The organism is Streptomyces sp. NPDC088745, from assembly GCF_044751045.1.
Lineage (GTDB): Bacteria > Actinomycetota > Actinomycetes > Streptomycetales > Streptomycetaceae > Streptomyces > Streptomyces cremeus.
Genome location: NZ_JBIVLB010000008.1, coordinates 108,771 through 128,896, shown reverse-complemented (window position 1 = coordinate 128,896; position 20,126 = coordinate 108,771). Strand labels below are relative to the sequence as shown.

Annotated in this window: 23 protein-coding genes, 1 tRNA gene, 1 pseudogene and 1 riboswitch; of the genes and pseudogenes, 9 read left to right on the top strand and 16 right to left on the bottom strand. The window is 70.3% G+C overall.

All coding sequences use genetic code 11. The features are described 5' to 3' along the window. Nucleotides 1-7: 7 nt before the first annotated feature. A complete protein-coding gene (locus tag ACIP93_RS22080; RefSeq protein ID WP_345222605.1) occupies nucleotides 8-328 on the bottom strand; it encodes a DUF3618 domain-containing protein in 321 nt (106 codons plus the stop codon). Between the two features lie 129 nt (nucleotides 329-457). Here ACIP93_RS22080 and bcp point away from each other — a divergent pair, with 129 nt between their 5' ends. The 3 genes from bcp (at nucleotide 458) to ACIP93_RS22065 (ending at nucleotide 2,690) form a co-directional block, all read left to right on the top strand. Continuing rightward, entirely contained in the window at nucleotides 458-925 is a 468-nt protein-coding gene (gene bcp / locus ACIP93_RS22075) for a thioredoxin-dependent thiol peroxidase (RefSeq protein ID WP_345222603.1), read from the top strand. Between the two features lie 135 nt (nucleotides 926-1,060). Further along, on the top strand, nucleotides 1,061-2,557 hold the full coding sequence (gene proP / locus ACIP93_RS22070) for a glycine betaine/L-proline transporter ProP (protein WP_345222601.1): 1,497 nt from the start codon (nucleotides 1,061-1,063) through the stop codon (nucleotides 2,555-2,557). A gap of 49 nt (nucleotides 2,558-2,606) precedes the next feature. Further along, nucleotides 2,607-2,690 (top strand) — tRNA-Leu (locus ACIP93_RS22065). A 63-nt stretch (nucleotides 2,691-2,753) separates the two neighbouring features. Here ACIP93_RS22065 and rdgB read toward each other — a convergent pair. The 4 genes and pseudogenes from rdgB to ACIP93_RS22045 form a co-directional block, all read right to left on the bottom strand. Further along, the gene (rdgB, locus tag ACIP93_RS22060) at nucleotides 2,754-3,359 is read right to left on the bottom strand and encodes an RdgB/HAM1 family non-canonical purine NTP pyrophosphatase (protein WP_401761146.1); all 606 of its coding nucleotides are present in this window, start codon (nucleotides 3,357-3,359) and stop codon (nucleotides 2,754-2,756) included. Between the two features lie 10 nt (nucleotides 3,360-3,369). Further along, on the bottom strand, nucleotides 3,370-3,756 hold the full coding sequence (locus ACIP93_RS22055; RefSeq protein ID WP_345222596.1) for a hypothetical protein: 387 nt from the start codon (nucleotides 3,754-3,756) through the stop codon (nucleotides 3,370-3,372). Nucleotides 3,757-3,830: 74 nt separating this feature from the next. Then, entirely contained in the window at nucleotides 3,831-4,577 is a 747-nt protein-coding gene (rph, locus tag ACIP93_RS22050; protein WP_345222595.1) for a ribonuclease PH, read from the bottom strand. A gap of 103 nt (nucleotides 4,578-4,680) precedes the next feature. Beyond that, nucleotides 4,681-4,953: pseudogene (locus ACIP93_RS22045) on the bottom strand (glucose PTS transporter subunit EIIB); the annotation flags it as partial. 196 nt (nucleotides 4,954-5,149) lie between these two features. Here ACIP93_RS22045 and ACIP93_RS22040 point away from each other — a divergent pair. Further along, nucleotides 5,150-6,445, top strand: a complete 1,296-nt coding sequence (locus ACIP93_RS22040; protein ID WP_345222592.1) for a PTS transporter subunit EIIC — start codon at nucleotides 5,150-5,152, stop codon at nucleotides 6,443-6,445. A gap of 313 nt (nucleotides 6,446-6,758) precedes the next feature. Continuing rightward, nucleotides 6,759-8,027, top strand: a complete 1,269-nt coding sequence (locus ACIP93_RS22035; RefSeq protein WP_345222589.1) for a PTS transporter subunit EIIC — start codon at nucleotides 6,759-6,761, stop codon at nucleotides 8,025-8,027. 76 nt (nucleotides 8,028-8,103) lie between these two features. On the opposite strand, the gene ACIP93_RS22030 is transcribed toward ACIP93_RS22035, so the two are convergent. Further along, nucleotides 8,104-8,856, bottom strand: coding sequence for an MBL fold metallo-hydrolase (locus ACIP93_RS22030; RefSeq protein WP_401761143.1), 753 nt, complete (start codon nucleotides 8,854-8,856; stop codon nucleotides 8,104-8,106). A gap of 345 nt (nucleotides 8,857-9,201) precedes the next feature. Here ACIP93_RS22030 and ACIP93_RS22025 point away from each other — a divergent pair, with 345 nt between their 5' ends. Together ACIP93_RS22025 and ACIP93_RS22020 are read left to right on the top strand one after the other, a co-directional pair. After that, nucleotides 9,202-9,684, top strand: coding sequence for a type II toxin-antitoxin system PemK/MazF family toxin (locus ACIP93_RS22025; RefSeq protein ID WP_345222585.1), 483 nt, complete (start codon nucleotides 9,202-9,204; stop codon nucleotides 9,682-9,684). 439 nt (nucleotides 9,685-10,123) lie between these two features. Next, the gene (locus tag ACIP93_RS22020; RefSeq protein ID WP_345222581.1) at nucleotides 10,124-11,365 is read left to right on the top strand and encodes an acyltransferase; all 1,242 of its coding nucleotides are present in this window, start codon (nucleotides 10,124-10,126) and stop codon (nucleotides 11,363-11,365) included. A gap of 75 nt (nucleotides 11,366-11,440) precedes the next feature. Here the strand turns inward: ACIP93_RS22020 and ACIP93_RS22015 are convergent, their stop codons facing one another. The 6 genes from ACIP93_RS22015 to ACIP93_RS21990 all read right to left on the bottom strand — a co-directional run bounded on the left by ACIP93_RS22015 (nucleotide 11,441) and on the right by ACIP93_RS21990 (nucleotide 16,023). Continuing rightward, entirely contained in the window at nucleotides 11,441-12,391 is a 951-nt protein-coding gene (locus tag ACIP93_RS22015; RefSeq protein WP_401761140.1) for a PLP-dependent cysteine synthase family protein, read from the bottom strand. Nucleotide 12,392: 1 nt separating this feature from the next. After that, nucleotides 12,393-12,677: a MoaD/ThiS family protein gene (locus ACIP93_RS22010; RefSeq protein WP_266653394.1), complete on the bottom strand. Its 285-nt coding sequence runs from the start codon at nucleotides 12,675-12,677 to the stop codon at nucleotides 12,393-12,395. A 123-nt stretch (nucleotides 12,678-12,800) separates the two neighbouring features. Then, nucleotides 12,801-12,911 carry a putative leader peptide gene (locus tag ACIP93_RS22005; protein WP_318299655.1) on the bottom strand — a complete coding sequence of 37 codons (111 nt, stop codon included), beginning with the start codon at nucleotides 12,909-12,911 and terminating at the stop codon, nucleotides 12,801-12,803. A gap of 80 nt (nucleotides 12,912-12,991) precedes the next feature. After that, nucleotides 12,992-13,765, bottom strand: a complete 774-nt coding sequence (locus tag ACIP93_RS22000) for an ABC transporter ATP-binding protein (RefSeq protein WP_401761138.1) — start codon at nucleotides 13,763-13,765, stop codon at nucleotides 12,992-12,994. Nucleotides 13,766-13,975: 210 nt separating this feature from the next. Beyond that, the gene (locus ACIP93_RS21995) at nucleotides 13,976-15,022 is read right to left on the bottom strand and encodes an iron ABC transporter permease (RefSeq protein WP_345222563.1); all 1,047 of its coding nucleotides are present in this window, start codon (nucleotides 15,020-15,022) and stop codon (nucleotides 13,976-13,978) included. Between the two features lie 8 nt (nucleotides 15,023-15,030). Further along, nucleotides 15,031-16,023 (bottom strand): ABC transporter substrate-binding protein, encoded by a 993-nt coding sequence (locus tag ACIP93_RS21990; protein ID WP_401761136.1) that lies wholly within the window; start codon nucleotides 16,021-16,023, stop codon nucleotides 15,031-15,033. A gap of 59 nt (nucleotides 16,024-16,082) precedes the next feature. Next, nucleotides 16,083-16,157: riboswitch (cobalamin riboswitch) on the bottom strand. A 127-nt stretch (nucleotides 16,158-16,284) separates the two neighbouring features. Here ACIP93_RS21990 and ACIP93_RS21985 point away from each other — a divergent pair. Continuing rightward, nucleotides 16,285-16,560 carry a type II toxin-antitoxin system Phd/YefM family antitoxin gene (locus ACIP93_RS21985; protein ID WP_345222557.1) on the top strand — a complete coding sequence of 92 codons (276 nt, stop codon included), beginning with the start codon at nucleotides 16,285-16,287 and terminating at the stop codon, nucleotides 16,558-16,560. Continuing rightward, on the top strand, nucleotides 16,557-16,814 hold the full coding sequence (locus ACIP93_RS21980) for a Txe/YoeB family addiction module toxin (protein ID WP_345222554.1): 258 nt from the start codon (nucleotides 16,557-16,559) through the stop codon (nucleotides 16,812-16,814). The genes ACIP93_RS21985 and ACIP93_RS21980 overlap by 4 nt, the downstream gene beginning before the upstream one ends. 11 nt (nucleotides 16,815-16,825) lie before the next feature. Here the strand turns inward: ACIP93_RS21980 and ACIP93_RS21975 are convergent, their stop codons facing one another. From ACIP93_RS21975 to clpS, 4 genes are all read right to left on the bottom strand, one after another. Next, nucleotides 16,826-17,242: a M67 family metallopeptidase gene (locus tag ACIP93_RS21975; RefSeq protein WP_345222552.1), complete on the bottom strand. Its 417-nt coding sequence runs from the start codon at nucleotides 17,240-17,242 to the stop codon at nucleotides 16,826-16,828. Between the two features lie 71 nt (nucleotides 17,243-17,313). Beyond that, nucleotides 17,314-18,777 carry an amino acid permease gene (locus ACIP93_RS21970; RefSeq protein WP_401761134.1) on the bottom strand — a complete coding sequence of 488 codons (1,464 nt, stop codon included), beginning with the start codon at nucleotides 18,775-18,777 and terminating at the stop codon, nucleotides 17,314-17,316. Nucleotides 18,778-19,140: 363 nt separating this feature from the next. Further along, complete coding sequence (locus ACIP93_RS21965) at nucleotides 19,141-19,734, bottom strand: DUF2017 domain-containing protein (protein ID WP_401761132.1); 594 nt, start codon at nucleotides 19,732-19,734, stop codon at nucleotides 19,141-19,143. Further along, nucleotides 19,734-20,048 (bottom strand): ATP-dependent Clp protease adapter ClpS, encoded by a 315-nt coding sequence (gene clpS / locus ACIP93_RS21960; protein WP_345222545.1) that lies wholly within the window; start codon nucleotides 20,046-20,048, stop codon nucleotides 19,734-19,736. The genes ACIP93_RS21965 and clpS overlap by 1 nt, the downstream gene beginning before the upstream one ends. Between the last annotated feature and the right edge of the window lie 78 nt (nucleotides 20,049-20,126).

Genomic DNA, 20,126 nt, shown 5'->3' with positions numbered 1-20,126 from the left:
GAGCGGGTCAGCCCTTACGACGGCGCGAGGACACCAGCAGCAGCCCCACGACCGCCACCGCGACCACCGCCACCGGCACCAGCCGGTCGACGCGGGGCGCGCCGTCGGCGTCCACGAACTGCGACCGCACCTCCGTGACCTTGCGGTTCACGGCCACGAACGCCCGCCCGGCGGTCTCGTCGACAGCCGACCTCGCCTTCGCCTTGGCGTCCCCCACGATGGTCCTGGGGTGCAGCCGTACACCGATCTCGTCCAGCGTCACAGCGAGCTGGTCGCGCCTGCGGACGATGTCCGCCTCGATCTGCGCAGGGGTCCTGGCTTCCGACACTGCGCCGCCTCCGTGGTCCGGTCCGGTAATCCGTCACGACAGTCTGTCAGCTCCCGGGCGCTCGCACCCATCGGCACCCCCATTACGCTCAAGCCATCACCCGCCCCCTACCCCCTCCCGGGAGTCCTCATGAGCGAGCGCCTCGCGCCCGGCGACACCGCCCCCGACTTCACCCTGCCCGACGCCGACGGCAAGGACGTCTCCCTCGCCTCCCACCGGGGCCGCAAGGTCGTCGTCTACTTCTACCCGGCCGCCCTGACCCCCGGCTGCACCAAGCAGGCCTGCGACTTCACCGACAACCTCGACGTGCTGGCCGCCGCCGGGTACGACGTCATCGGCGTCTCCCCCGACAAGCCGGAGAAGCTCGCGAAGTTCCGCGAGAAGGAGTCCCTGAAGGTCACCCTGGTCGGCGACCCGGACAAGACGGTGCTGGAGGCGTACGGCGCGTACGGCGAGAAGAAGCTGTACGGCAAGACGGTGACCGGCGTCATCCGCTCCACCGTCGTCGTCGACGAGGACGGCAAGGTCGAGCACGCCTTCTACAACGTCAAGGCCACGGGCCATGTCGCGAAGATCATGAAGGACCTGAAGATCTGACCCTTATCACCCTGTGTAAGAACCGCGTGATGGAAATCCCACCGCCGGGCGGTGGGATTTTTGTTTGCCCCCGGCGCAATCGTGCAGACGTACCTCCTGGAACACCCGCATCACCTGCCCCAGGAGGACCCGACCATGACGCCCACCGCCCCCCGCCGGGCCGAGGACCCCGAGGCGGTCAAGCGTCACCGCGTCCTCTTCCGCGCCCTGAACCGCCGCAGGAACCCGCCGCTGCGCCGCTCCGACATCACCGTCACCGACGAAGCGGCCGTGAAGAGAGCCGTGAAGGCCGCCTCCCTCGGCAATGCCATGGAGTGGTTCGACTTCGGCATCTACTCCTATCTGGCGGTCACCCTCGGTCAGGTCTTCTTCCCGTCCGGGAACGACACGGCCCAGCTCCTCTCCTCCTTCGCGACCTTCGCGGTGGCCTTCCTGGTGCGGCCGCTCGGCGGCATGTTCTTCGGCCCGATGGGCGACAAGATCGGCCGCAAGAAGGTCCTCGCCCTCACGATGATCCTGATGTCGGTCGGCACGCTCGCCATCGGCCTCATCCCGTCCTGGGACTCCATCGGCGTCTGGGCGCCGATCCTGCTGATCTTCTTCCGCATGCTCCAGGGCTTCTCGACCGGCGGCGAGTACGGCGGAGCGTCCACCTTCATCGCCGAGTACGCGCCCGACAAGCGCCGCGGCTTCTTCGGCAGCTTCCTGGAGTTCGGCACGCTCGCCGGTTACGTCGGCGCGGCCGGCCTGGTCACGGCGCTGACCGCGCTCCTGGGCAACGACGTCATGCGCGAGTGGGGCTGGCGCGTCCCGTTCCTCGTCGCCGCGCCGATGGGCCTCATCGGGCTCTACCTGCGGATGAGGCTGGACGAGACCCCGGCCTTCCAGAAGCTCGAAGCCGAGAACGCCCGCGCCTCGGAGGCCGCCGACGCCGTCGAGAAGTCCACCAAGGGCGACCTCGGCCGCATCTTCCGCGACTACTGGCCCACCCTCATCCTCTGCATCTGCCTGGTCGGCGCGTACAACATCACCGACTACATGCTGCTCTCCTACATGCCCACCTACCTCTCCAAGGAGCTAGGCTACTCGGAGACCCACGGCCTCCTGATCCTCCTGGCCGTCATGGCCTTCCTCATGGTGATCATCAGCCAGGTCGGCAGGCTGAGCGACCGCTTCGGCCGCAAGCCGCTCCTGATGACCGGCATGGTGGGCTTCTTCGTCCTCTCCCTGCCGGCCTTCCTCCTGCTGGGCCAGGGCAGCATCCCGGCGGTCGTCGGGGGCCTGCTGATGCTGGGCCTCTCCCTGGTCTGCCTCCTGGGCACGATGTCCGCCGCCCTCCCGGCCCTCTTCCCGACCCCGGTCCGGTACGGCTCCCTGTCGGTCGGCTACAACCTCTCCGCCTCGATCTTCGGCGGCACGACGCCGCTGGTGGTCACCGGCCTGATCGCCTGGACCGGCGACAACCTGATGCCGGCCTACTACTCGATGGCGGCGGCCCTGGTCGGCATCATCGCGGTGGCCTGCATGAAGGAGACCGCCCAGCAGCCCCTGGAGGGCTCGCCCCCTTCGGTCGGGACCAAGGAGGAGGCGGCGGAACTGGTCGAGGCCCAGGCCCGCGAGCCGAAGTTCTGACGGCCCGCACCGCCCGGCGGTGCGCGCACCTTACGATGGGGGCGCGCAGGCGGCCGTGGTGGAATTGGCAGTCACGCTGGGTTTAGGTCCCAGTGGGGTAAAACCCGTGGGGGTTCGAGTCCCCCCGGCCGCACACAGCACGAAGGGCCGCCCGTCGGGTACGGGCGGCCCTTCGGCGTCTGCACGGTGCCGGGCGTCAGCCCAGCAGTTCCCGCAGCACCGGGACCAGTCCCCGGAACGCCTTGCCGCGGTGGGAGATGGCGTTCTTCTCGGCGGGGGTCAGTTCGGCGCAGGTGATGTCGTAGCCGTCCGGCTGGAGGATCGGGTCGTAGCCGAAGCCGTTCGTGCCCGCCGGGGCGTAGCGCAGGGTGCCCGGCATCGTGCCGGAGACCACGCGTTCCGTGCCGTCGGGGAGGGCGAGGGCGGCCGCGCAGGCGAAGTGGGCGGCGCGGTGGTCGGGGCCGATGTCCGCGAGCTGGGCCAGCAGGAGGTCCAGGTTGGCGCGGTCGTCGCCGTGGGTGCCGGACCAGCGGGCGGAGAAGATGCCGGGGGCGCCGTGCAGGACGTCGACCGCGAGGCCCGAGTCGTCGGCGACGGCGGGCAGGCCCGTCGCGCGAGCCATGGCGTGGGCCTTCAGGAGGGCGTTCTCGGCGAAGGTGACGCCGGTCTCCTTGACGTCGGGGATGTCGGGGTAGGCGTCCGTGCCGACCAAGTCGTACCCGAGCTGCGCGTCCGCGAGGATCGTGCGGAGTTCGGTGATCTTGCCCGCGTTGCGGGTGGCGAGGATGAGGCGGGTCGTCATGCGTCCCAAGTTACGGGGTGCAGATCTTGCCGATCTCGCCCGCGGCGCTGGTGACGGGGGTGAGGTCGGGGGTCGGGTCGCCGCCGTCGACGGCCTTGCGGACGTTGTCGACGCCGGTGCCGAGGTCCTTGACCGCCTTGGCGAGGTCCGCGTTGTCGGTCCTGTCGCCGAGGGACTTCAGCTCGCGGTCGATGTCGTTGAGGGCCTGCTGGGAGGCGAGGGGGTCGTTCGCGGCGTTGGAGACGGCCGTCTGGAGGCGGTCCACGCTCGCGGCGATGGTGGCGGCCGTGCCGGCGCAGTCCAGGACCTTGTTCACGGCTTCGCAGCCGGTGAGCGCGCCGAGGGTGAGCGTGGTGGCGGCCAGGGCCAGGGCGGTGCGGCGTGCGTACGACTGCATGGAAGCGGTTCCTCCCCCGAGGGACTGCGGCGGCTGGACGGGCGTACGGGGTTGAGGCCGTACGCCCGTACCCGTCAGGACGCGTCGGGGGTGTCCACGGTTGCCAGCGCGCGTGCCTGGAGCGCGGAGAGGTCGGCGCAGCCGCCGGCGGCGAGGTCGAGGAGGGCGTTGAGCTCCTTGCGGTCGAAGGGCTCGGCCTCGGCGGTGCCCTGGACCTCGACGAAGCGGCCGTCGCCGGTGCAGACGACGTTCATGTCGGTGTCGGCGCGCACGTCCTCCTCGTAGCAGAGGTCGAGGAGGGGGACGCCGTCGACGATGCCGACGGAGACGGCGGCGACGGTGCCGGTGAGGGGCTGGCGGTTGTGCTTGACGAGCTTCTTGGACTTGCCCCAGGCGATGGCGTCGGCGAGGGCGACGTAGGCGCCGGTGATGGCGGCGGTGCGGGTGCCGCCGTCGGCCTGCAGGACGTCGCAGTCCAGGACAATGGTGTTCTCGCCGAGGGCCTTGTAGTCGACGACGGCGCGCAGGGAGCGGCCGATCAGGCGGCTGATCTCGTGGGTGCGGCCGCCGATCTTGCCCCGGACGGACTCGCGGTCGCCGCGGGTGTTGGTGGCGCGCGGCAGCATGGAGTACTCGCCGGTGACCCAGCCCTCGCCGCTGCCCTTGCGCCAGCGGGGGACGCCCTCGGTGAAGGAGGCGGTGCAGAAGACCTTGGTGTCGCCGAAGGAGACGAGGACGGAGCCCTCGGCGTGCTTGCTCCATCCGCGTTCGATGGTGACCGGGCGGAGCTGTTCGGGGGTGCGGCCGTCGATTCGAGACATGGGGCCGAGCCTAGTGGGTGCGGGTGAGGGGGCTGTTCCGCGCATGCGTGAGGGCCCGTTTCCGTGGCTGGAAACGGGCCCTCACGGCGAGGAGCTCAGCGGCTCACATCATGTCTTCGATCTCGCCGGCGATCGGGTCGGCGTCGGTGCCGATGACGACCTGGATGGCGGTGCCCATCTTGACGACGCCGTGGGCGCCGGCGGCCTTCAGCGCGGCCTCGTCGACGAGCTCGGGGTCGACGACCTCGGTGCGCAGGCGCGTGATGCAGCCCTCGACCTCTTCGATGTTGTCGAGCCCGCCGAGCCCGGCGACGATCTTCTCAGCCTTGGTGGCCATGGTGTTTCTCCTTGAGTGGTCACAGGTCGCTGCGTCACGCTGCGTCGGCCCAGCGTTGGCCGCTTTGTCACGTTAACCCACGGTTGGCCCAACTTCTCGGGCGCACGTGCGGGCGGTGACGAAAGATGACGATCACCGGTGGTGCGTGGTCGGTCGTACTCCGGGGACCGTATCGCAACTGGTCTACACCAGTGTGCAACACCCGTGCAGGTCGGCTTGTTCCGGGAGGACGCCCATGAGTGTGCAGAGCACGACGGCATCGTCGCCGAAGTGGTGGAACGGCCTCTTCCAGGGGCTCCAGAAGATGGGCCGCAGCCTCCAGTTGCCGATCGCGGTCCTGCCCGCGGCGGGAATCCTGCTCCGGCTGGGCCAGCCGGACGTCTTCGGCGACGACGGGCTCGGGTGGACCAACGTCGCCAAGGTGATGGCCGGAGCGGGCGGCGCCCTGCTGGACGCCAACATCGGGCTGCCCCTGCTGTTCTGCATCGGTGTCGCGATCGGCATGGCCAAGAAGGCGGACGGCTCGACCGCGCTGGCCGCGGTGGCGGGCTTCCTCGTGTACTACAACGTGCTGCGCCAGTTCCCGAAGGACTGCGTGGACGGCGCGAAGGCCGCGGCCACCGGGTGCCAGGCGGCGGACGGCACGGTGAGCGCCTTCACGTACCAGAATCCGGGGGTGTTCGGCGGCATCGTCATGGGGCTGCTGGCCGCGTACTTCTGGCAGAAGTACCACCGCACGAAGCTCGTCGACTGGCTGGGCTTCTTCAACGGGCGGCGGCTGGTGCCGATCATCATGTCGTTCGTCGCGGTCCTGTTCGCCGTGGTGTGCCTGTGGGTGTGGCCGCCGGTGGGCAACGCGCTGGAGAGCTTCAGCGACTGGATGATCGGGCTCGGCTCGATCGGCGCGGGGATCTTCGGCGTCACCAACCGCGCCCTGCTGGTGATCGGCCTGCACCAGTTCCTGAACGTGCCGATCTGGTTCCAGTTCGGCAGCTACGAGAAGCCGGACGGCACCGAGGCGCACGGGGACATCGGACGGTTCCTGGCGGGCGACCCGACGGCGGGCCAGTTCACCACGGGCTTCTTCCCGATCATGATGTTCGCCCTCCCGGCGGCGGCGCTGGCCATCGCGCACTGCGCCAAGCCGCACCGGCGCAAGGCCGTCGGCGGTCTGATGCTGTCGGTGGGCCTGACGTCGTTCGTCACCGGCATCACGGAGCCGCTGGAGTACTCGTTCCTGTTCATCGCCCCGGTGCTGTACGCGATCCACGCCGTGCTGACGGGTGTGTCGATGGCGGTCTCGTGGGCGCTCGGAGTGAAGGACGGGTTCACCTTCTCGGCGGGGCTGATCGACTACCTGCTCAACTGGAAGCTGGCGACGAACCCCTGGCTGATCATCCCGATCGGACTGTGCTTCGCGGTCGTGTACTACGTGCTCTTCCGGTTCGCGATCACCAGGTTCAACCTGCCGACCCCGGGCCGCGAGCCCGAGGAGCTGGAGGAGGAACTGGAGAAGGAGAACACGAAGTGACCACGGCGGCGCACCCGCCGCGGACACCGGCCAAGTAACTGCACATGGCAACGGGTTAGGGGCTTCCTCCCCTCCTCCCCCAGGCCCTCGGACCCTTGCGGTCCGGGGGCTTTTGTCTGCTTTCTTGCGCTATGGAGGGCTCCCCGGAATCGGCGGTTCCTTATCTCGCCCTCATCGTGTTACAACTGGTCTAAACCACTGAGTGGTTTAGACCACGCGACCCCGAAGTCCTCGGGCCGCGTACCCCCGGAGACGCCGCCGTCCCCTCTTCTTTCCTGTCCCCTGGCGGCGCCTTGCCCCCCTGGAGGATCAGATGCCCAAGGCCAGCGCCGCCGCCCCCGCGGCCGAGAAGAAGAAGGGCGCGGGCGTGATGTCGGTCATGCAGCGCATCGGCCGCAGCCTCATGCTGCCGGTCGCGGTGCTGCCCGCCGGCGCGCTGCTCATCCGCCTCGGCCAGCCCGACATGCTCGGCCGTGAGTCCTTCGGGGCGTTCGTCAACAAGATCGCGACCTTCATGGCCGCGGGCGGCGACGCGATCATCGGCAACATGGCGATCCTGTTCGCCGTCGGCATCGCGATCGGCTTCGCGAAGAAGTCGGACGGCTCGACCGCGCTGGCCGCCGTCGCCGGTTACCTGGTCTTCCAGAAGGTGCTCGCCACCTTCACCGACAGCAACCTGCCGAAGGTCGCCGCGGTCGTCGAAGGCAAGATCGTCATGAACGAGGCCCCGGTCAACGCCGGTGTGCTCGGCGGCGTCGTGATGGGCCTGATCGTGGCCCTGCTGTACCAGAAGTTCTACCGGACCAAGCTGCCCGACTGGGCGGGCTTCTTCGGCGGCCGCCGGCTGGTCCCGATCCTCTCGTCCTTCGCGGGCCTGGTCGTCGGTATCGTCTTCGGCTACATCTGGCCGGTCCTCGGCTCGGCGCTGCACAACTTCGGCGAGTGGCTGGTCGGCTCCGGCGCGGTCGGCGCGGGCATCTTCGGTGTCGCCAACCGTGCGCTGATCCCGGTCGGCATGCACCACCTGCTGAACTCCTTCCCGTGGTTCCAGGCCGGCGAGTTCGACGGCAAGCACGGCGACATCGCCCGCTTCCTGGCGGGTGACCCGAACGCGGGTCAGTTCATGACCGGCTTCTTCCCGATCATGATGTTCGCCCTCCCGGCGGCCTGCCTGGCGATCGTCCACTGCGCCCGCCCCGAGCGCCGCAAGATCGTCGGCGGCATGATGTTCTCGCTGGCGCTGACCGCCTTCGTGACCGGTGTGACCGAGCCCATCGAGTTCACCTTCATGTTCCTGGCCCCGGCGCTGTACGCGGTCCACGCGGTGCTGACCGGTGTGTCGATGGCCCTGACCTGGGCGCTCGGCATGAAGGACGGCTTCGGCTTCTCGGCCGGCGCGATCGACTTCCTGCTCAACCTGGGCATCGCGACCAAGCCCTGGATGCTGGTCCTGGTCGGCCTCTGCTTCGCGGTGGTCTACTACTTCCTGTTCCGCTTCGCGATCACGAAGTTCAACATTCCGACGCCGGGCCGCGAGTCCGACGAGGAGCTGGCGGAGCTGCAGAAGGCGGAGGCCAAGTAGCCCGCACCACGCCTGACGAAGGGCCCCGGAACCGAGGGATCGGTTCCGGGGCCCTTTCTTCGTGTCGTTCCCGGCGCTAGACCTCGTAGACCGCGCCCCGGCGGGCCACCTCGGCGGGACCGGGGTAGGCGGCGCGGGCGTCGGCGAGGTTCTGCTCCTCGTCGGTCCACGGCGGGATGTGGGTGAGGACCAGCCGGCCGACGTCCGCGCGGGCGGCGTGCTCGCCGGCCTCGCGGCCGTTGAGGTGCAGGTCGGGGATGTCCTCCTTGCCGTCCAGGAAGGACGCCTCGCACAGCAGCAGGTCGGCGCCGACGGCCAGCTCGTGCAGGGCCTCGCAGGGGCCGGTGTCGCCGGAGTACGTGAGGGTGCGGCCGCCGTGCTCCAGCCGGATGCCGTACGTCTCGACGGGGTGGCGCACCTGTTCCGTGCGGACGGTGAAGGGGCCGATGTCGAAGCTGCCGGACTTGAGGGCGCGGAAGTCGAAGACCCGGCTCATGGAGTCGGGGGTGGGGGTCGCGCCGTGCGCCGTGGTGAGGCGTTCCTCGGCGCCTTCGGGGGCGTACACCGGGAGGGCGGGGGCCATGCCGCCGTCGTGGCGGTAGTACCGGGTGACGAAGTACGCCGTCATGTCGATGCAGTGGTCGGCGTGGAGGTGGCTGAGGAAGACCGCGTCCAGGTCGTACAGACCGATGTGGCGCTGGAGCTCGCCGAGGGCGCCGTTGCCCATGTCGAGCAGCAGCCGGAAGCCGTCGGCCTCGACGAGGTAGCTCGAGCAGGCCGATTCCGTGGAGGGGAACGACCCCGAGCAGCCGACGACGGTGAGCTTCATTGAGCGGGGCCTCCGTGGGTGCGGGCGGGAGGTGCGGGATGGGTTCGAGCGTAAGGCGCGGGAAGGGTGCTCGCTCCTCGGCCGTGTGCCGTTGTGGGGCAACTCACCTGGGGCGTCACCGGTTCGGGGGGCGTGAACTGGGGGCGCGGAGGGCGGTGTTGGGGCGGTGGGCACGCGGATCGCCGGGGAGCGGGGGCGCGGAGGGGAGGGCGGGTCGCTGCCCGGGGGGCCGGGAGGAAGAGGAGGGGAGCCGGGGCGTTCGAGGAGACGGGGGGCGGGCAGGGGGCGGAGGCGACAGGGGGGTGGAGGCGTGCCGGGGCCGGAGGGGGCCGGTAGCGTCGGGGTATGGATACCTCGTGGTGGCTGGCGCTGCTCGGCGTGGTCGTGCTGGCACTGATGGCCGCGCTGTCCGACGGCTGGGGCCGGGGCCGAAGGCCCGGCAGGCGGCCCGGCGGCCGGACCCGCCCGCCGGGCAGGCCGGAGGGCCCCCGGCGCAGGCCCGGCAGACGGCCCGAGCGGCTGCCGCAGCCCGGTGAGATCTGGTGGGCGGACGTGCCGTACGAGGACGGGCCGGGGTCGAAGGACCGCCCGTGCCTGGTGCTGGGCGTGCGCGGCGACGACGTCCTCGTCGCGAAGATCACCAGCAAGTGGCACCACGAGCGGCAGGGCGTCATCCCGCTGCCGCCGGGTTCGGTGGGCGACGCCCAGGGCCGCCCCAGTTTCCTGGAGACGGACGAGCTGCGGGACGTCGCGCTGGAGGACTTCCGCCGCCGGGTCGGCGTCGCGGACCCGACGGTGTGGGACCAGGTCCGTCACCTGGCGTCCTAGGAGGGCGCAGCGGGTCCACCACCCGGCTTCGCAGAACGGAGCACACGCGGGGTCCGCCGCCCGGCGTCCCAGGGCAGGGCGCACACCGGGTCCGCCACCCGGGCGTCCCGGGGCAGCGCACGGGGTCCGTGCCGGATCGGCGGCGGGTGCGCGCGTCCCCGGCACACCGCCGCCGGAAGGCCGAAGCGCACGCACGTTCCCGTAGTTCACTCGCGTGAGTGAACACCTCTGCCGCCCCGGTAGCCTCGTCCCCAACCGTGGCGTTGTGCACGTGCGGCAGACGTCATGACAGGTGTCCCACCTGGCCAGGCCTGACAGGTACGGACAGGTCCGGACAGGCGGACAAGAGCCCGGTCGGCCGACCGGCCCTCCCCGACCGCCTCGACCGCTGCCGCTCCGCACGGCGCCCGCCCCCCGCCCCCGACGCCATGAGAAGCCTGTGACTGCGACGCTCACCGCTCCACGCCCCGGCCTCGTCCCCGCCCCGTTCCGGTCGGCCGTCCGTTCCTCGGCGCTGCCGAACCGGCTGGACTCCCTCACCAGCCTGAGATTCTTCGCCGCGTTCGCCGTGTTCGCCCACCACTTCACGGGTCTCGGCAACAAGACCGGTTACGGCACGGCGCCCGCGATCTTCCCGTACTCGATGATCGGCGGGCACGGGGTCACCTTCTTCTTCGTGCTCTCCGGCTTCCTGCTGACCTGGGTGTTCAAGCCGCAGGAGCATCCGGTCGCGTTCTACTGGCGGCGCATGGCCCGGATCTGGCCGGCCTCGCTGGCCGCGGCGGTTCTGGGCTTCTACGCGTACTACGTCGCCGCGCACGAGCACGTCGACTGGCCGAGCGTGATCGCCTCGCTGTTCCTGGTGCAGACCTGGTTCCCGGGCGTGACGCCCACCCTGCCCGGCAACGAGGTGACCTGGACGCTCAGCGTCGAGCTGCTCTTCTACGCCCTGTTCCCGCTGGCCGCCCGCATCGCGGTGCGCCACCGCACCCGCACCCTGGCGCTCGCGACGGCGGCCGGCCTGGTCGGGATGTGGGCGGTGAACTGGTGGGCGGCGGCCACCTTCGAGCCCTCCTTCGAGGGCTGGATCATGCGCAACCCGCTCGTCTACCTGCCGCAGTTCCTGCTGGGCATGACCGTCGCGCTGGCCGTGCGGCGCGGCTGGCGGCTGCCGATGCGCCCGTTCGTCCCCGTGGTGCTGCTCGCGCTGTACGTGTGGGGGTACTACACGGGTCGCGCCAACCTGCCGGCGCCGGTCGTCGCGCAGCTCGACTACACGATCCGGCCGGTCATCGCCGTGCTGTCGATGCTGATCATCCTGGCGTTCGTGCAGCGGGAGGTGAACGGCCACCGCGGGGTGCTGAACAAGCCCTCGCTGATCCTGCTGGGCGCCTGGTCGTACGGCTTCTACCTCATCCACCACTCCATCTCGCGCCTGGCCACCTACGCGTGGGGCCGGGCCGGGGACGACAACAGCGTGCTGCTGGACATGATCGGTTGCGCGGTCGTGGTGATCGCGCTGTCGTGGGCGCTGTTCCGGTACGTGGAGGAGCCCGCCGCGCAGTGGCTGAACCGGAGGATGCCGCAGCGCCTGCGCCGCAGGGTCGGCGGTCCCGCACCGGACGTGCCGCCCACGGTGGCCGCGGAGGGTGCGCGGGCGGGGTCGGCACCGGTGCGCTGACCGCCGTGGGAGCACGAGGAGGGGCCCACGCCGTGGAATTCGGCGCGGGCCCCTCCTCGTACCGTACGAAGACCCCTAGGCCCAGAGCTGGCCGTGCAGGGTCTCGATGGCGGCCTCGGTGGTGGAGGCCGTGTAGACGCCGGTGGAGAGGTACTTCCAGCCGCCGTCGGCGACGACGAAGACGATGTCGGCGCTCTCCCCCGCCTTGCGGGCCTTGTTCCCGACGCCGATCGCGGCGTGCAGGGCCGCGCCCGTGGAGACGCCCGCGAAGATGCCTTCCTGCGCCAGGAGTTCCCGGGTGCGGGTGACCGCGTCGGCGGAGCCCACGGAGAAGCGGGTGGTGAGGACGGAGGCGTCGTACAGCTCGGGGACGAAGCCCTCGTCCAGGTTGCGCAGGCCGTACACGAGGTCGTCGTAGCGCGGCTCGGCGGCGACGATCTTCACGTCCGACTTGTGTTCGCGCAGGTAGCGGCCGACGCCCATGAGGGTGCCGGTGGTGCCGAGCCCCGCGACGAAGTGGGTGACCGAGGGGAGGTCGGTGAGGATCTCCGGTCCGGTGGTGGCGTAGTGGGCGCCCGCGTTGTCGGGGTTGCCGTACTGGTAGAGCATGACCCAGTCCGGGTGCTCGGCGGCCAGCTCCTTGGCGACGCGGACGGCCGTGTTGGAGCCGCCCGCCGCCGGGGAGGAGATGATCTCCGCACCCCACATGGCCAGCAGGTCGCGGCGCTCCTGGGAGGTGTTCTCGGGCAGCACGCAGACGATGCGGTAGCCCTTGAGCTTCGCGGCCATGGCCAGCGAGATGCCGGTGTTGCCGCTGGTGGGCTCCAGGATCGTGCAGCCGGGGGTCAGCCGCCCGTCCTTCTCCGCCTGTTCGACCATGTGGAGCGCGGGGCGGTCCTTGATCGAGCCGGTCGGGTTGCGGTCCTCCAGCTTGGCCCAGATGCGGACGTCGTCGGAGGGCGAGAGGCGCGGCAGGCGGACCAGGGGGGTGTTGCCGACGGCGGCGAGCGGGGAGTCGTACCGCATGTCAGCGGGAGCCGCCCGCGACGGCGGGCAGGATCGTCACGCTGTCGCCGTCGGCGAGCTTGGTGGAGATGCCGTCGAGGAAGCGGACGTCCTCGTCGTTGAGGTAGACGTTGACGAAGCGGCGCAGCTCGCCCTTGTCCTTCTCCACGATGCGCTCCTGGATGCCGGTGTGGCGGGTCTCCAGGTCGGCGAAGAGGTCGGCGAGGGTGGCCCCGTTGCCCTCGACGGCCTTCGCGCCGTCGGTGTGGGTGCGGAGGATGGTGGGGATGCGGACCTCGATGGCCATGGCGTGGGCTCCTGTTCGGGAGTGCGTGCGTACGTGGACGCGGGTACGTCGGCGGGAAGGGCGCGCGGCATTCTCGTCCCCCGCGCGGGGGGGGCGTACGTCTCGGTGTGGCGTCGGTGCGGGTCAGGCGGCGGTACAGATGGCGCTGTCGAGCCGGCACAGGTCGACGTGCAGGCGCGCCACGAGCAGCACTGTGCTCGGCGTCGTCTTCGCTGTCACGTCGTGGGCAACCATGCGGTCATCGTATAGATTCCCGGCCCGGATCCCGGCATGTGATCTCGCCTGCCGAGACGAATGCGTCCGCCAGGCGGACTTCAGCGCGATGGCGGGAGGTAGACGACCGTGGGCGCGCCGGTGGTGGGATGCGTGCTGACCTCGGCGTTCACCCCGTAGACCCGCTTGAGAAGGTCGGGGGTGAGGACTTCCGCGGGGGTGCCGTCGGCGACGACGCGGCCGGCGTCGAGGACGTAGAGGCGGTCGCAGTAGTAGGCCGCGAGGTTGAGGTCGTGGAGGGCGAGGAGGTTGGTGGTGCCCATGGCGCGTACGAGGCCGAGGACTTCGAGCTGGTAGCGGATGTCGAGGTGGTTGGTCGGCTCGTCGAGCACGACGAGAGCGGGCTCCTGCACCAACGCCCGTGCCACGAGGGCGCGTTGGCGCTCACCGCCGGAGAGGGAGGGGAAGGCGCGGTCGGCGAGCGCGCCGATGCCGACCCGGTCGAGGGCCCGGCGGACGTGCTCCTGGTCGGCGGCGGTGTCGGCCTCCCAGAACTTCTTGTGCGGGGAGCGGCCCATGGCGACGACCTCGCGGACGGTCAGCTCGAACACCGCCTGCCCGTCCTGCGGCACGGTCGCGAGCCGCTGGGCGCGCTTCTTGGCGCCCATGGCGCGCAGGTCCTCGCCGTCGAGCAGGGCGCGGCCGTGGGTGGGGGCGAGGGTGCCGTACACGCAGCGCAGCAGGGTGGTCTTGCCGCTGCCGTTGGGCCCGACGAGGCCGACGGTCTCGCCGGGACGGGCCTCGATGTCGACGGCGTCGACGAGGTGCCGGCCGTCGACGCCGTAGGAGAGTCCTTCGGTACGGAGGTGGCTCATGGGGGCTCCTTCGGAGTCGTCGGGGGGGTACGGCTTCGGCGGCTCCCCGGGGCGCGGGGAGTGCTCTCGGGGCGCGGGGAACCGCGCGACCGGCCGCCCGCTCCCCCGCGGGGAACCGCTCACCGCCGCGCGGCAGGCGCGTCAGTCAAGGGGCGGGAGACGGGGAGAACTGCCCCGGGCGGCGGCCGGAACGGCGCCCCGCCCCCGCCCTCACGAGGGCGCCCCCTCCGGCCTCCGCCGCAGCAGCCACAGGAAGAACGGCCCGCCGATCAGGGCGGTGAGGATGCCGACCGGGATGTCCTGCGGTTCGGCGACGACCCGCGCTCCCAGGTCGGCGAGGACCAGGAAGGCGGCCCCGGCGAGCGCGACGACCGGCAGCAGCGTCCGGTGCGAGGCCCCCACCAGCATCCGCGCCGCGTGCGGCACCAGCAGCCCGATGAACCCGATCGCCCCGGACACCGACACCAGCACCCCGGTGACCAGCGAGGTCAGCACGAAGACGCCCGCCCTGAAGCGCGAGGTGTCGAGTCCGAGGACGGTGGCCCCCTCCTCCCCCACCAGCATCAGGTCGAGCGGGCGCGCCAGCGCGACGAGCAGCGCCGTCCCGGCCACGAGCACCACGGCGGGCAGCGGCAGCGCGTCCCACCGCGCGCTCCCGAGCCCGCCCAGCGTCCAGTACATGGCCTCCTGGAAGTGCTCGCGCTTCGCGGAGGTCACCATGATCAGGCTGGTCAGCGCCGACAGGATGTACGCGACGGCGACCCCGGCCAGCACCAGCCGGGTCCCGGTCATCTGCCCGCCCCGCCGGGCCAGCGCGTAGACGAGGACAAGCGCGAGCAGCGACCCCGCGAAGGCGCCGGCGGGCATGGTCACGGTGGTCGCGAGTCCGAGCCCGCTGCCGAGCCCGAAGACGATGACCAGCACGACGCCCGCCGAGGCCCCGGAGGAGATCCCGAGCAGGTACGGGTCGGCGAGCGGGTTGCGGACGAGGGCCTGGAGGACCGTGCCGACCACGGCGAGCCCGGCCCCGACGATCGCGCCGAGCAGGACGCGCGGCATGCGCACGTCCAGGACGATCGTGCGGAAGGGGCTGGGGCCGGCGTTCCCGGTGACGATGTCGAGGACCTGGGACGCCGGGATGCGGACCTGCCCGAGGGCGAGCCCCGCGGTCATCGCCGCCGCGAGGGCGGCGGCGAGGACCGCGAGGACGAGGGTGTAGCGCAGCGGCCCGCGGGCGGGCGGGGTCTTGCAGCTCACGGCTTGCGCTACTTCGCGAGCTCGGGGTGGAGCTGGCGGGCGAGCCGTTCGATGGCTGCGGGGGCCCGGACGCCGACGACCAGTTCGGACAGCGGCATGACCGCGAACTTCTTGTTCCTGACCGCCGGGACGTCCTGGAGCGCGGGGTCCTCCAGCAGCCGCTTCTTCTTCTGTTCGACGGTCGTCGAGCCGTAGTCGATGATCATGATCACGTCCGGCTTGCGGGTGACGACCTGCTCCCAGGAGGCGTCGGTGAAGGACTTGGGGACGTCGGCCATGACGTTCCTGCCGCCGGCACGGGTGATCATCTCGTTGGCGATGCCCTTGCCGCCGGTGGTGGAGGCGGTCTTGTCGCCGCTGTCGTACGCGAAGACGCTGACCGGCCGCACGCCCTTGAGCCGGGCCTCGGTGTCGGCGACGGTCTTCTTGGCGGCGGCGACCCAGGTGTCGGCGCGCTCGCCGACCCCGAAGGTGCGGCCGGTCTCGGCGACCTCGCGGTAGATGTCGTCGACCGCGCTGGAGCCCTTCGTGCAGTACTCGATGTTCAGGCGGGTCCGGATGCCGGACTTCGCGAGGTCCTCGCGGCTGCGGCCCTGCTTGGCGTCGAAGGCGGAGGCGTAACCGCCGTAGACGAAGTCGGGGTCGGCGGCGAGGAGCTTCTCCTTGGAGGGGTACTCCTCGGCGATGACCGGGATCTTCGCGTAGTCGGCGGCGTACTTCGGAAGAACCTTGTCGTCCAGGTAGGCGGTGCCGGTGACGGACTTCGCCAGTCCCAGCTCCAGCAGGACCTCCGTCGCGTGCTGGTTCATGGGCAGGGCGCGCTCGGGGGCCTTGGTGAAGGTGGTCTTCACCCCGCAGTTCTCGACGGTGTACGGGAAGCCCTCGGCGGACGCGGCCTGCGGCTCGTCCTGGCCGCGGCCCTGCTGCCCGCTTCCGCAGGCGGTGAGCGGCAGCAGGACCGCGGCTATGACGAGGGCGGTGCGGGCACGGCGGACGGGCATGCGGAAGGCCTCCTCCGGGGATTTCCTCGTCCCCTGGTGCGGATGGTGAGGCGGCAGGTCAGTTCCTGGCTCCCGGACGCGGGTGGCGTCCGGTCACAGTGGCGGGACCGCGCCGGATTCGCACCGGCTTCCTGGGTCCTGCCGCCCAAGTCGGGCACAGTGTCTCACCCGGGCGGGACGGGCCGCCCATCCGGCTCCGGTACCGGAACCTCGTACCAGACTGGTACCTTGGTAGTTCACCCTGAAAGGATGGGATGCGCCATGTCCATCAGCGCCAGCGAGGCCCGGAAGACCCTGTTTCCGTTGATAGAGCGTGTCAACACCGACCATGACCCGGTGCGCATCACGTCCAAGGCCGGGGACGCCGTCCTGATGTCGGCCGACGACTACGACTCCTGGCAGGAGACGGTCTACCTGCTGCGCTCCCCGGAGAACGCGCGTCGCCTCATGGAGGCCGTCGCCTGGGATCGGTCCGGGGAGCCCGGCGTCATCCGGAATATGGACGAGCTCCGCGCCATGACCGGCGGAGAGGAGTGAGGAGCGTCCACTTCTCACCCGGCGCCTGGGAAGACCTGCAGTACTGGCTCGGGGCGGACCTCAAGGCCGCCCGGAGGATTGCTCGCCTCATCAACGAAATTCAGCGTGACCCCTTCAGCGGCATCGGCAAGCCGGAGCCGCTGAAGGCCGACCTTTCCGGCTACTGGTCACGCAGGATCGACGACGAGCACAGGCTGGTGTACCGGGCCGACGAGAAGGAAGTCAGAATCCTCAAGGCCCGGCACCACTACTGACGGGCGCTCCGCTACCCCACCACCTCGACCTCTTCCTCCGTGACGACCCCGTCCACGATCCGGTACGAGCGGAACTGGAAGTCGCCGAGGCCGTCCGCGTCGGCCGTCGACACCAGGACGTAGTGCGCGCCGGGCTCGTTCGCGTACGTGATGTCCGTGCGGGAGGGGTACGCCTCGGTCGCCGTGTGGGAGTGGTAGACGATCACCGGTTCCTCGTCCCGGTCGTCCATCTCCCGGTACAGCTTCAGCAGGTCGCCCGAGTCGAACTCGTAGAAGGTGGGCGAGCGGGCCGCGTTCAGCATCGGGACGAAGCGTTCGGGGCGGCCGGTGCCCTCGGGACCGGCGACCACGCCGCACGCCTCGTCGGGGTGGTCGGCGCGCGCGTGGGCCACGATCTGGTCGTAGACGGTCCGGGAAATGGTCAGCATGCGGCCAGGATAAGCAAAGGGTCCCGCCCGTACCGAGGGATGGTACGAGCGGGACCGCATGCTGGACGGGGTTACTTCTTGGCGGCGAACTTCTCCGGGTTCCGGGCCTTCATGACCAGGTACGAGACGCCCAGCAGCAGCGCCCAGAACGGCGCGCAGACCAGCGAGATCCGGGCGTCCTCGTCGATGCCCATCAGCACGATCACCAGGCCGATGAAGCCCAGCGCGAACCAGCTCGTCCACGGGGCGCCCGGCGCCCGGAAGGACGACTTCGGCAGCAGGCCCGCGTCGGACATCCGGCGGTACTTGATCTGCGAGCAGAGGATCATGATCCAGGCCCACATGCCGGAGATGGTGGCGAAGGAGACGACGTAGTCGAACGCCTCGCCCGGCCACTGGTAGTTGATCCACACGCCGACCAGCATCAGCGCGGCCGAGAAGGACGTGCCGGCCAGCGGCAGCCCGCGCTTGGTCAGCTTGGTGAAGAACTTCGGGGCCTGGCCGTTGAGCGCGAGGTCGCGCAGCATGCGGCCGGTGGAGTACATGCCCGAGTTGCAGGAGGACAGGGCCGCCGTCAGGACGACGAAGTTGACGATCGCCGCGCCGACGCCGAGGCCCATCTTCTCGAAGGCCGCGACGAACGGGGAGATGCCGGGCTGGAAGTGCGTCCACGGGACGACCGAGAGGATCATGATCAGCGCGCCGACGTAGAAGACGGCGATGCGCCACGGGACGGTGTTGATGGCCTTCGGCAGGACGGTCTTGGGGTCCTTGGACTCGCCCGCGGTCACCCCGACCAGTTCGACGGCCAGGAAGGCGAACATCACCATCTGGAGCGTCATCAGCGTCGAGCCGATGCCCTTGGGGAAGAACCCGCCCTCGGACCACAGGAGGGAGACGGAGGCGGTGTCGCCCGCGTCGGAGAAGCCGATCGTCAGGATGCCGGCGCAGATCAGGATCATGCCGATGATGGCCGTGACCTTGACCATCGAGAACCAGAACTCCAGTTCGCCGAAGAGCTTGACCGAGATCAGGTTCGCGCCGAAGAGGATCACGGTGAAGATCAGGGCGAAGACCCACTGCGGCTGGTTGATCCAGCCGGTGGCGTCCTTGGTCCAGTACTGCATGTACTCGGAGGCGGCGGTGACCTCGGTGATGCCGGTCACGACCCAGAAGAGCCAGTACGTCCAGCCGGTCACGAACCCGAAGAAGGGACCGAGGAACTCGCGGGCGTACTCCGAGAAGGAGCCCGACACCGGGCGGTACATGAGCAGCTCGCCGAGCGCCCGCATGATGAAGAAGATGACCAGGCCCGCGATGGCGTACGCGAGGATCAGGCTGGGGCCGGCCTTGGAGATGCCCTTGCCCGCGCCGAGGAAGAGGCCCGTTCCGATGGCGCCGCCGATGGCGATCATCTGGATCTGGCGGGCGCCGAGTCCTCGCTGGTAACCCTCGCCCGAGCCGTCCTCGGTCGCGCCCGTGCCCTCGGCCCCACTGCCGTCGCCGTGCTTCTTGTCGACCTGCACTGAGGTCATGATCGTGCGCCTTTCTCCATGCGATCCGGCCGTTCTCGCACGCGGTGCGCGGCTCGGACCGACTGTGACGATCCTTGAGTCAGGGCGGGTGCCCCCGGATGTTGGATGGAGTGCATCGCCGGGTTCGGCCGGCGTGAGCGCCCCCACGGGACAGGGGTGGCGTCCGTGGGTGGTCGTGCAGATTTATCACGGACGCGGGGGTGATCGTTCGTCGCTTTGTGCCCTATTGCACAGGGAAAAGCGGACAAAACTCCCCTGCGACGGCAAAGCGTGCAGGGGAGTTTGACCTAACCGTTATTCGGATTTGAGCGTCCGCTGAGCGAACACGTACTGTCCAGCCCTTGATATGGCCTCGATGTGCGGCTACGGCATCAGCGTCTCGACGAGCGTCTCCTGCATCCCGCCCAGCCACAGGTAGGCCATCACCATCGGCTTGCGCGGGTCCTCGTCGGGCAGCCGGTACAGCTCCTCGCTCTCGTCCTCGTCGGTGATGTCGAGGCGGGAGGCGATGGTGAGGCGGAGGTCGTTCAGCGTCCCGAGCCAGCGCCGGGACTCCTCGGGGGCCAGCTTCAGCACGAGCGCGGGCTCGCCCGCCGCCGGGGCCAGCGCGTCCAGGTTCCGCACGACGGACAGGGCGTCCTCGCGCTTGCGGGTGCGCAGGTCGTTCTCGGTGAAGCGGCGGAACTCGGCGGAGGCGGCCCGCGCCTCCTCGTCGGGCTCGCCGCGCGGATCGGCGTACGCGTCGGGGAAGAGCCGGGCCAGCGCCGGGTCGGCCGGGGCTTCGCTGGGGCCCTCCGCGAAGAGCGCGGCGAGCGGGTCGGCGCCCTCGACGGGCTCGTCGCCGGGGCCGATCATCTCCAGGAGCTGCACGGCGAGCGAGCGCAGGATGGAGGTCTCGACGGTGTCCAGGGCGATGGCCGCGCCGCCGCCGGGGACCGCCTCGAAGTAACCGGCCATCAGCCGCGGTCCTGGGAGAGGGTCGCCCACAGTCCGTACCCGTGCATCGCCTGCACGTCGCGTTCCATCTCCTCGCGGCTGCCCGCCGAGACGACCGCGCGCCCCTTGTGGTGGACGTCGAGCATCAGCTTCTTCGCCTTCTCCTTGGAATACCCGAAGTACGTCTGGAAGACGTACGACACGTAACTCATCAGGTTGACCGGGTCGTTGTGGACCAGGGTCACCCAGGGGGTGTCCGGCTCGGGGACCAGGAAGGTCTCCTCGGCCGACTCGGGGCGTTCGATCTCTACGGGGGCGACACTCACCCTTCCCATGCTGCCACCGCACCGGGCCCGTCGCACAAACGGCCCCACTTCCGTCCTTAGATTTCGTCACTCTGACGAGATCAGGGG

Coding starts and splice junctions, on each gene's coding strand:
- bcp (WP_345222603.1), top strand. CDS start 458: ATGAGCGAGCGCCTCGCGCCCGGCGACACCGCCCCCGACTTCACCCTG.
- proP (WP_345222601.1), top strand. CDS start 1,061: ATGACGCCCACCGCCCCCCGCCGGGCCGAGGACCCCGAGGCGGTCAAG.
- rdgB (WP_401761146.1), bottom strand. CDS start 3,359: ATGACGACCCGCCTCATCCTCGCCACCCGCAACGCGGGCAAGATCACC.
- ACIP93_RS22055 (WP_345222596.1), bottom strand. CDS start 3,756: ATGCAGTCGTACGCACGCCGCACCGCCCTGGCCCTGGCCGCCACCACG.
- rph (WP_345222595.1), bottom strand. CDS start 4,577: ATGTCTCGAATCGACGGCCGCACCCCCGAACAGCTCCGCCCGGTCACC.
- ACIP93_RS22040 (WP_345222592.1), top strand. CDS start 5,150: ATGAGTGTGCAGAGCACGACGGCATCGTCGCCGAAGTGGTGGAACGGC.
- ACIP93_RS22035 (WP_345222589.1), top strand. CDS start 6,759: ATGCCCAAGGCCAGCGCCGCCGCCCCCGCGGCCGAGAAGAAGAAGGGC.
- ACIP93_RS22030 (WP_401761143.1), bottom strand. CDS start 8,856: ATGAAGCTCACCGTCGTCGGCTGCTCGGGGTCGTTCCCCTCCACGGAA.
- ACIP93_RS22025 (WP_345222585.1), top strand. CDS start 9,202: ATGGATACCTCGTGGTGGCTGGCGCTGCTCGGCGTGGTCGTGCTGGCA.
- ACIP93_RS22015 (WP_401761140.1), bottom strand. CDS start 12,391: ATGCGGTACGACTCCCCGCTCGCCGCCGTCGGCAACACCCCCCTGGTC.
- ACIP93_RS22010 (WP_266653394.1), bottom strand. CDS start 12,677: ATGGCCATCGAGGTCCGCATCCCCACCATCCTCCGCACCCACACCGAC.
- ACIP93_RS22005 (WP_318299655.1), bottom strand. CDS start 12,911: ATGGTTGCCCACGACGTGACAGCGAAGACGACGCCGAGCACAGTGCTG.
- ACIP93_RS22000 (WP_401761138.1), bottom strand. CDS start 13,765: ATGAGCCACCTCCGTACCGAAGGACTCTCCTACGGCGTCGACGGCCGG.
- ACIP93_RS21990 (WP_401761136.1), bottom strand. CDS start 16,023: ATGCCCGTCCGCCGTGCCCGCACCGCCCTCGTCATAGCCGCGGTCCTG.
- ACIP93_RS21985 (WP_345222557.1), top strand. CDS start 16,285: ATGTCCATCAGCGCCAGCGAGGCCCGGAAGACCCTGTTTCCGTTGATA.
- ACIP93_RS21975 (WP_345222552.1), bottom strand. CDS start 17,242: ATGCTGACCATTTCCCGGACCGTCTACGACCAGATCGTGGCCCACGCG.
- ACIP93_RS21970 (WP_401761134.1), bottom strand. CDS start 18,777: ATGACCTCAGTGCAGGTCGACAAGAAGCACGGCGACGGCAGTGGGGCC.
- ACIP93_RS21965 (WP_401761132.1), bottom strand. CDS start 19,734: ATGGCCGGTTACTTCGAGGCGGTCCCCGGCGGCGGCGCGGCCATCGCC.
- clpS (WP_345222545.1), bottom strand. CDS start 20,048: ATGGGAAGGGTGAGTGTCGCCCCCGTAGAGATCGAACGCCCCGAGTCG.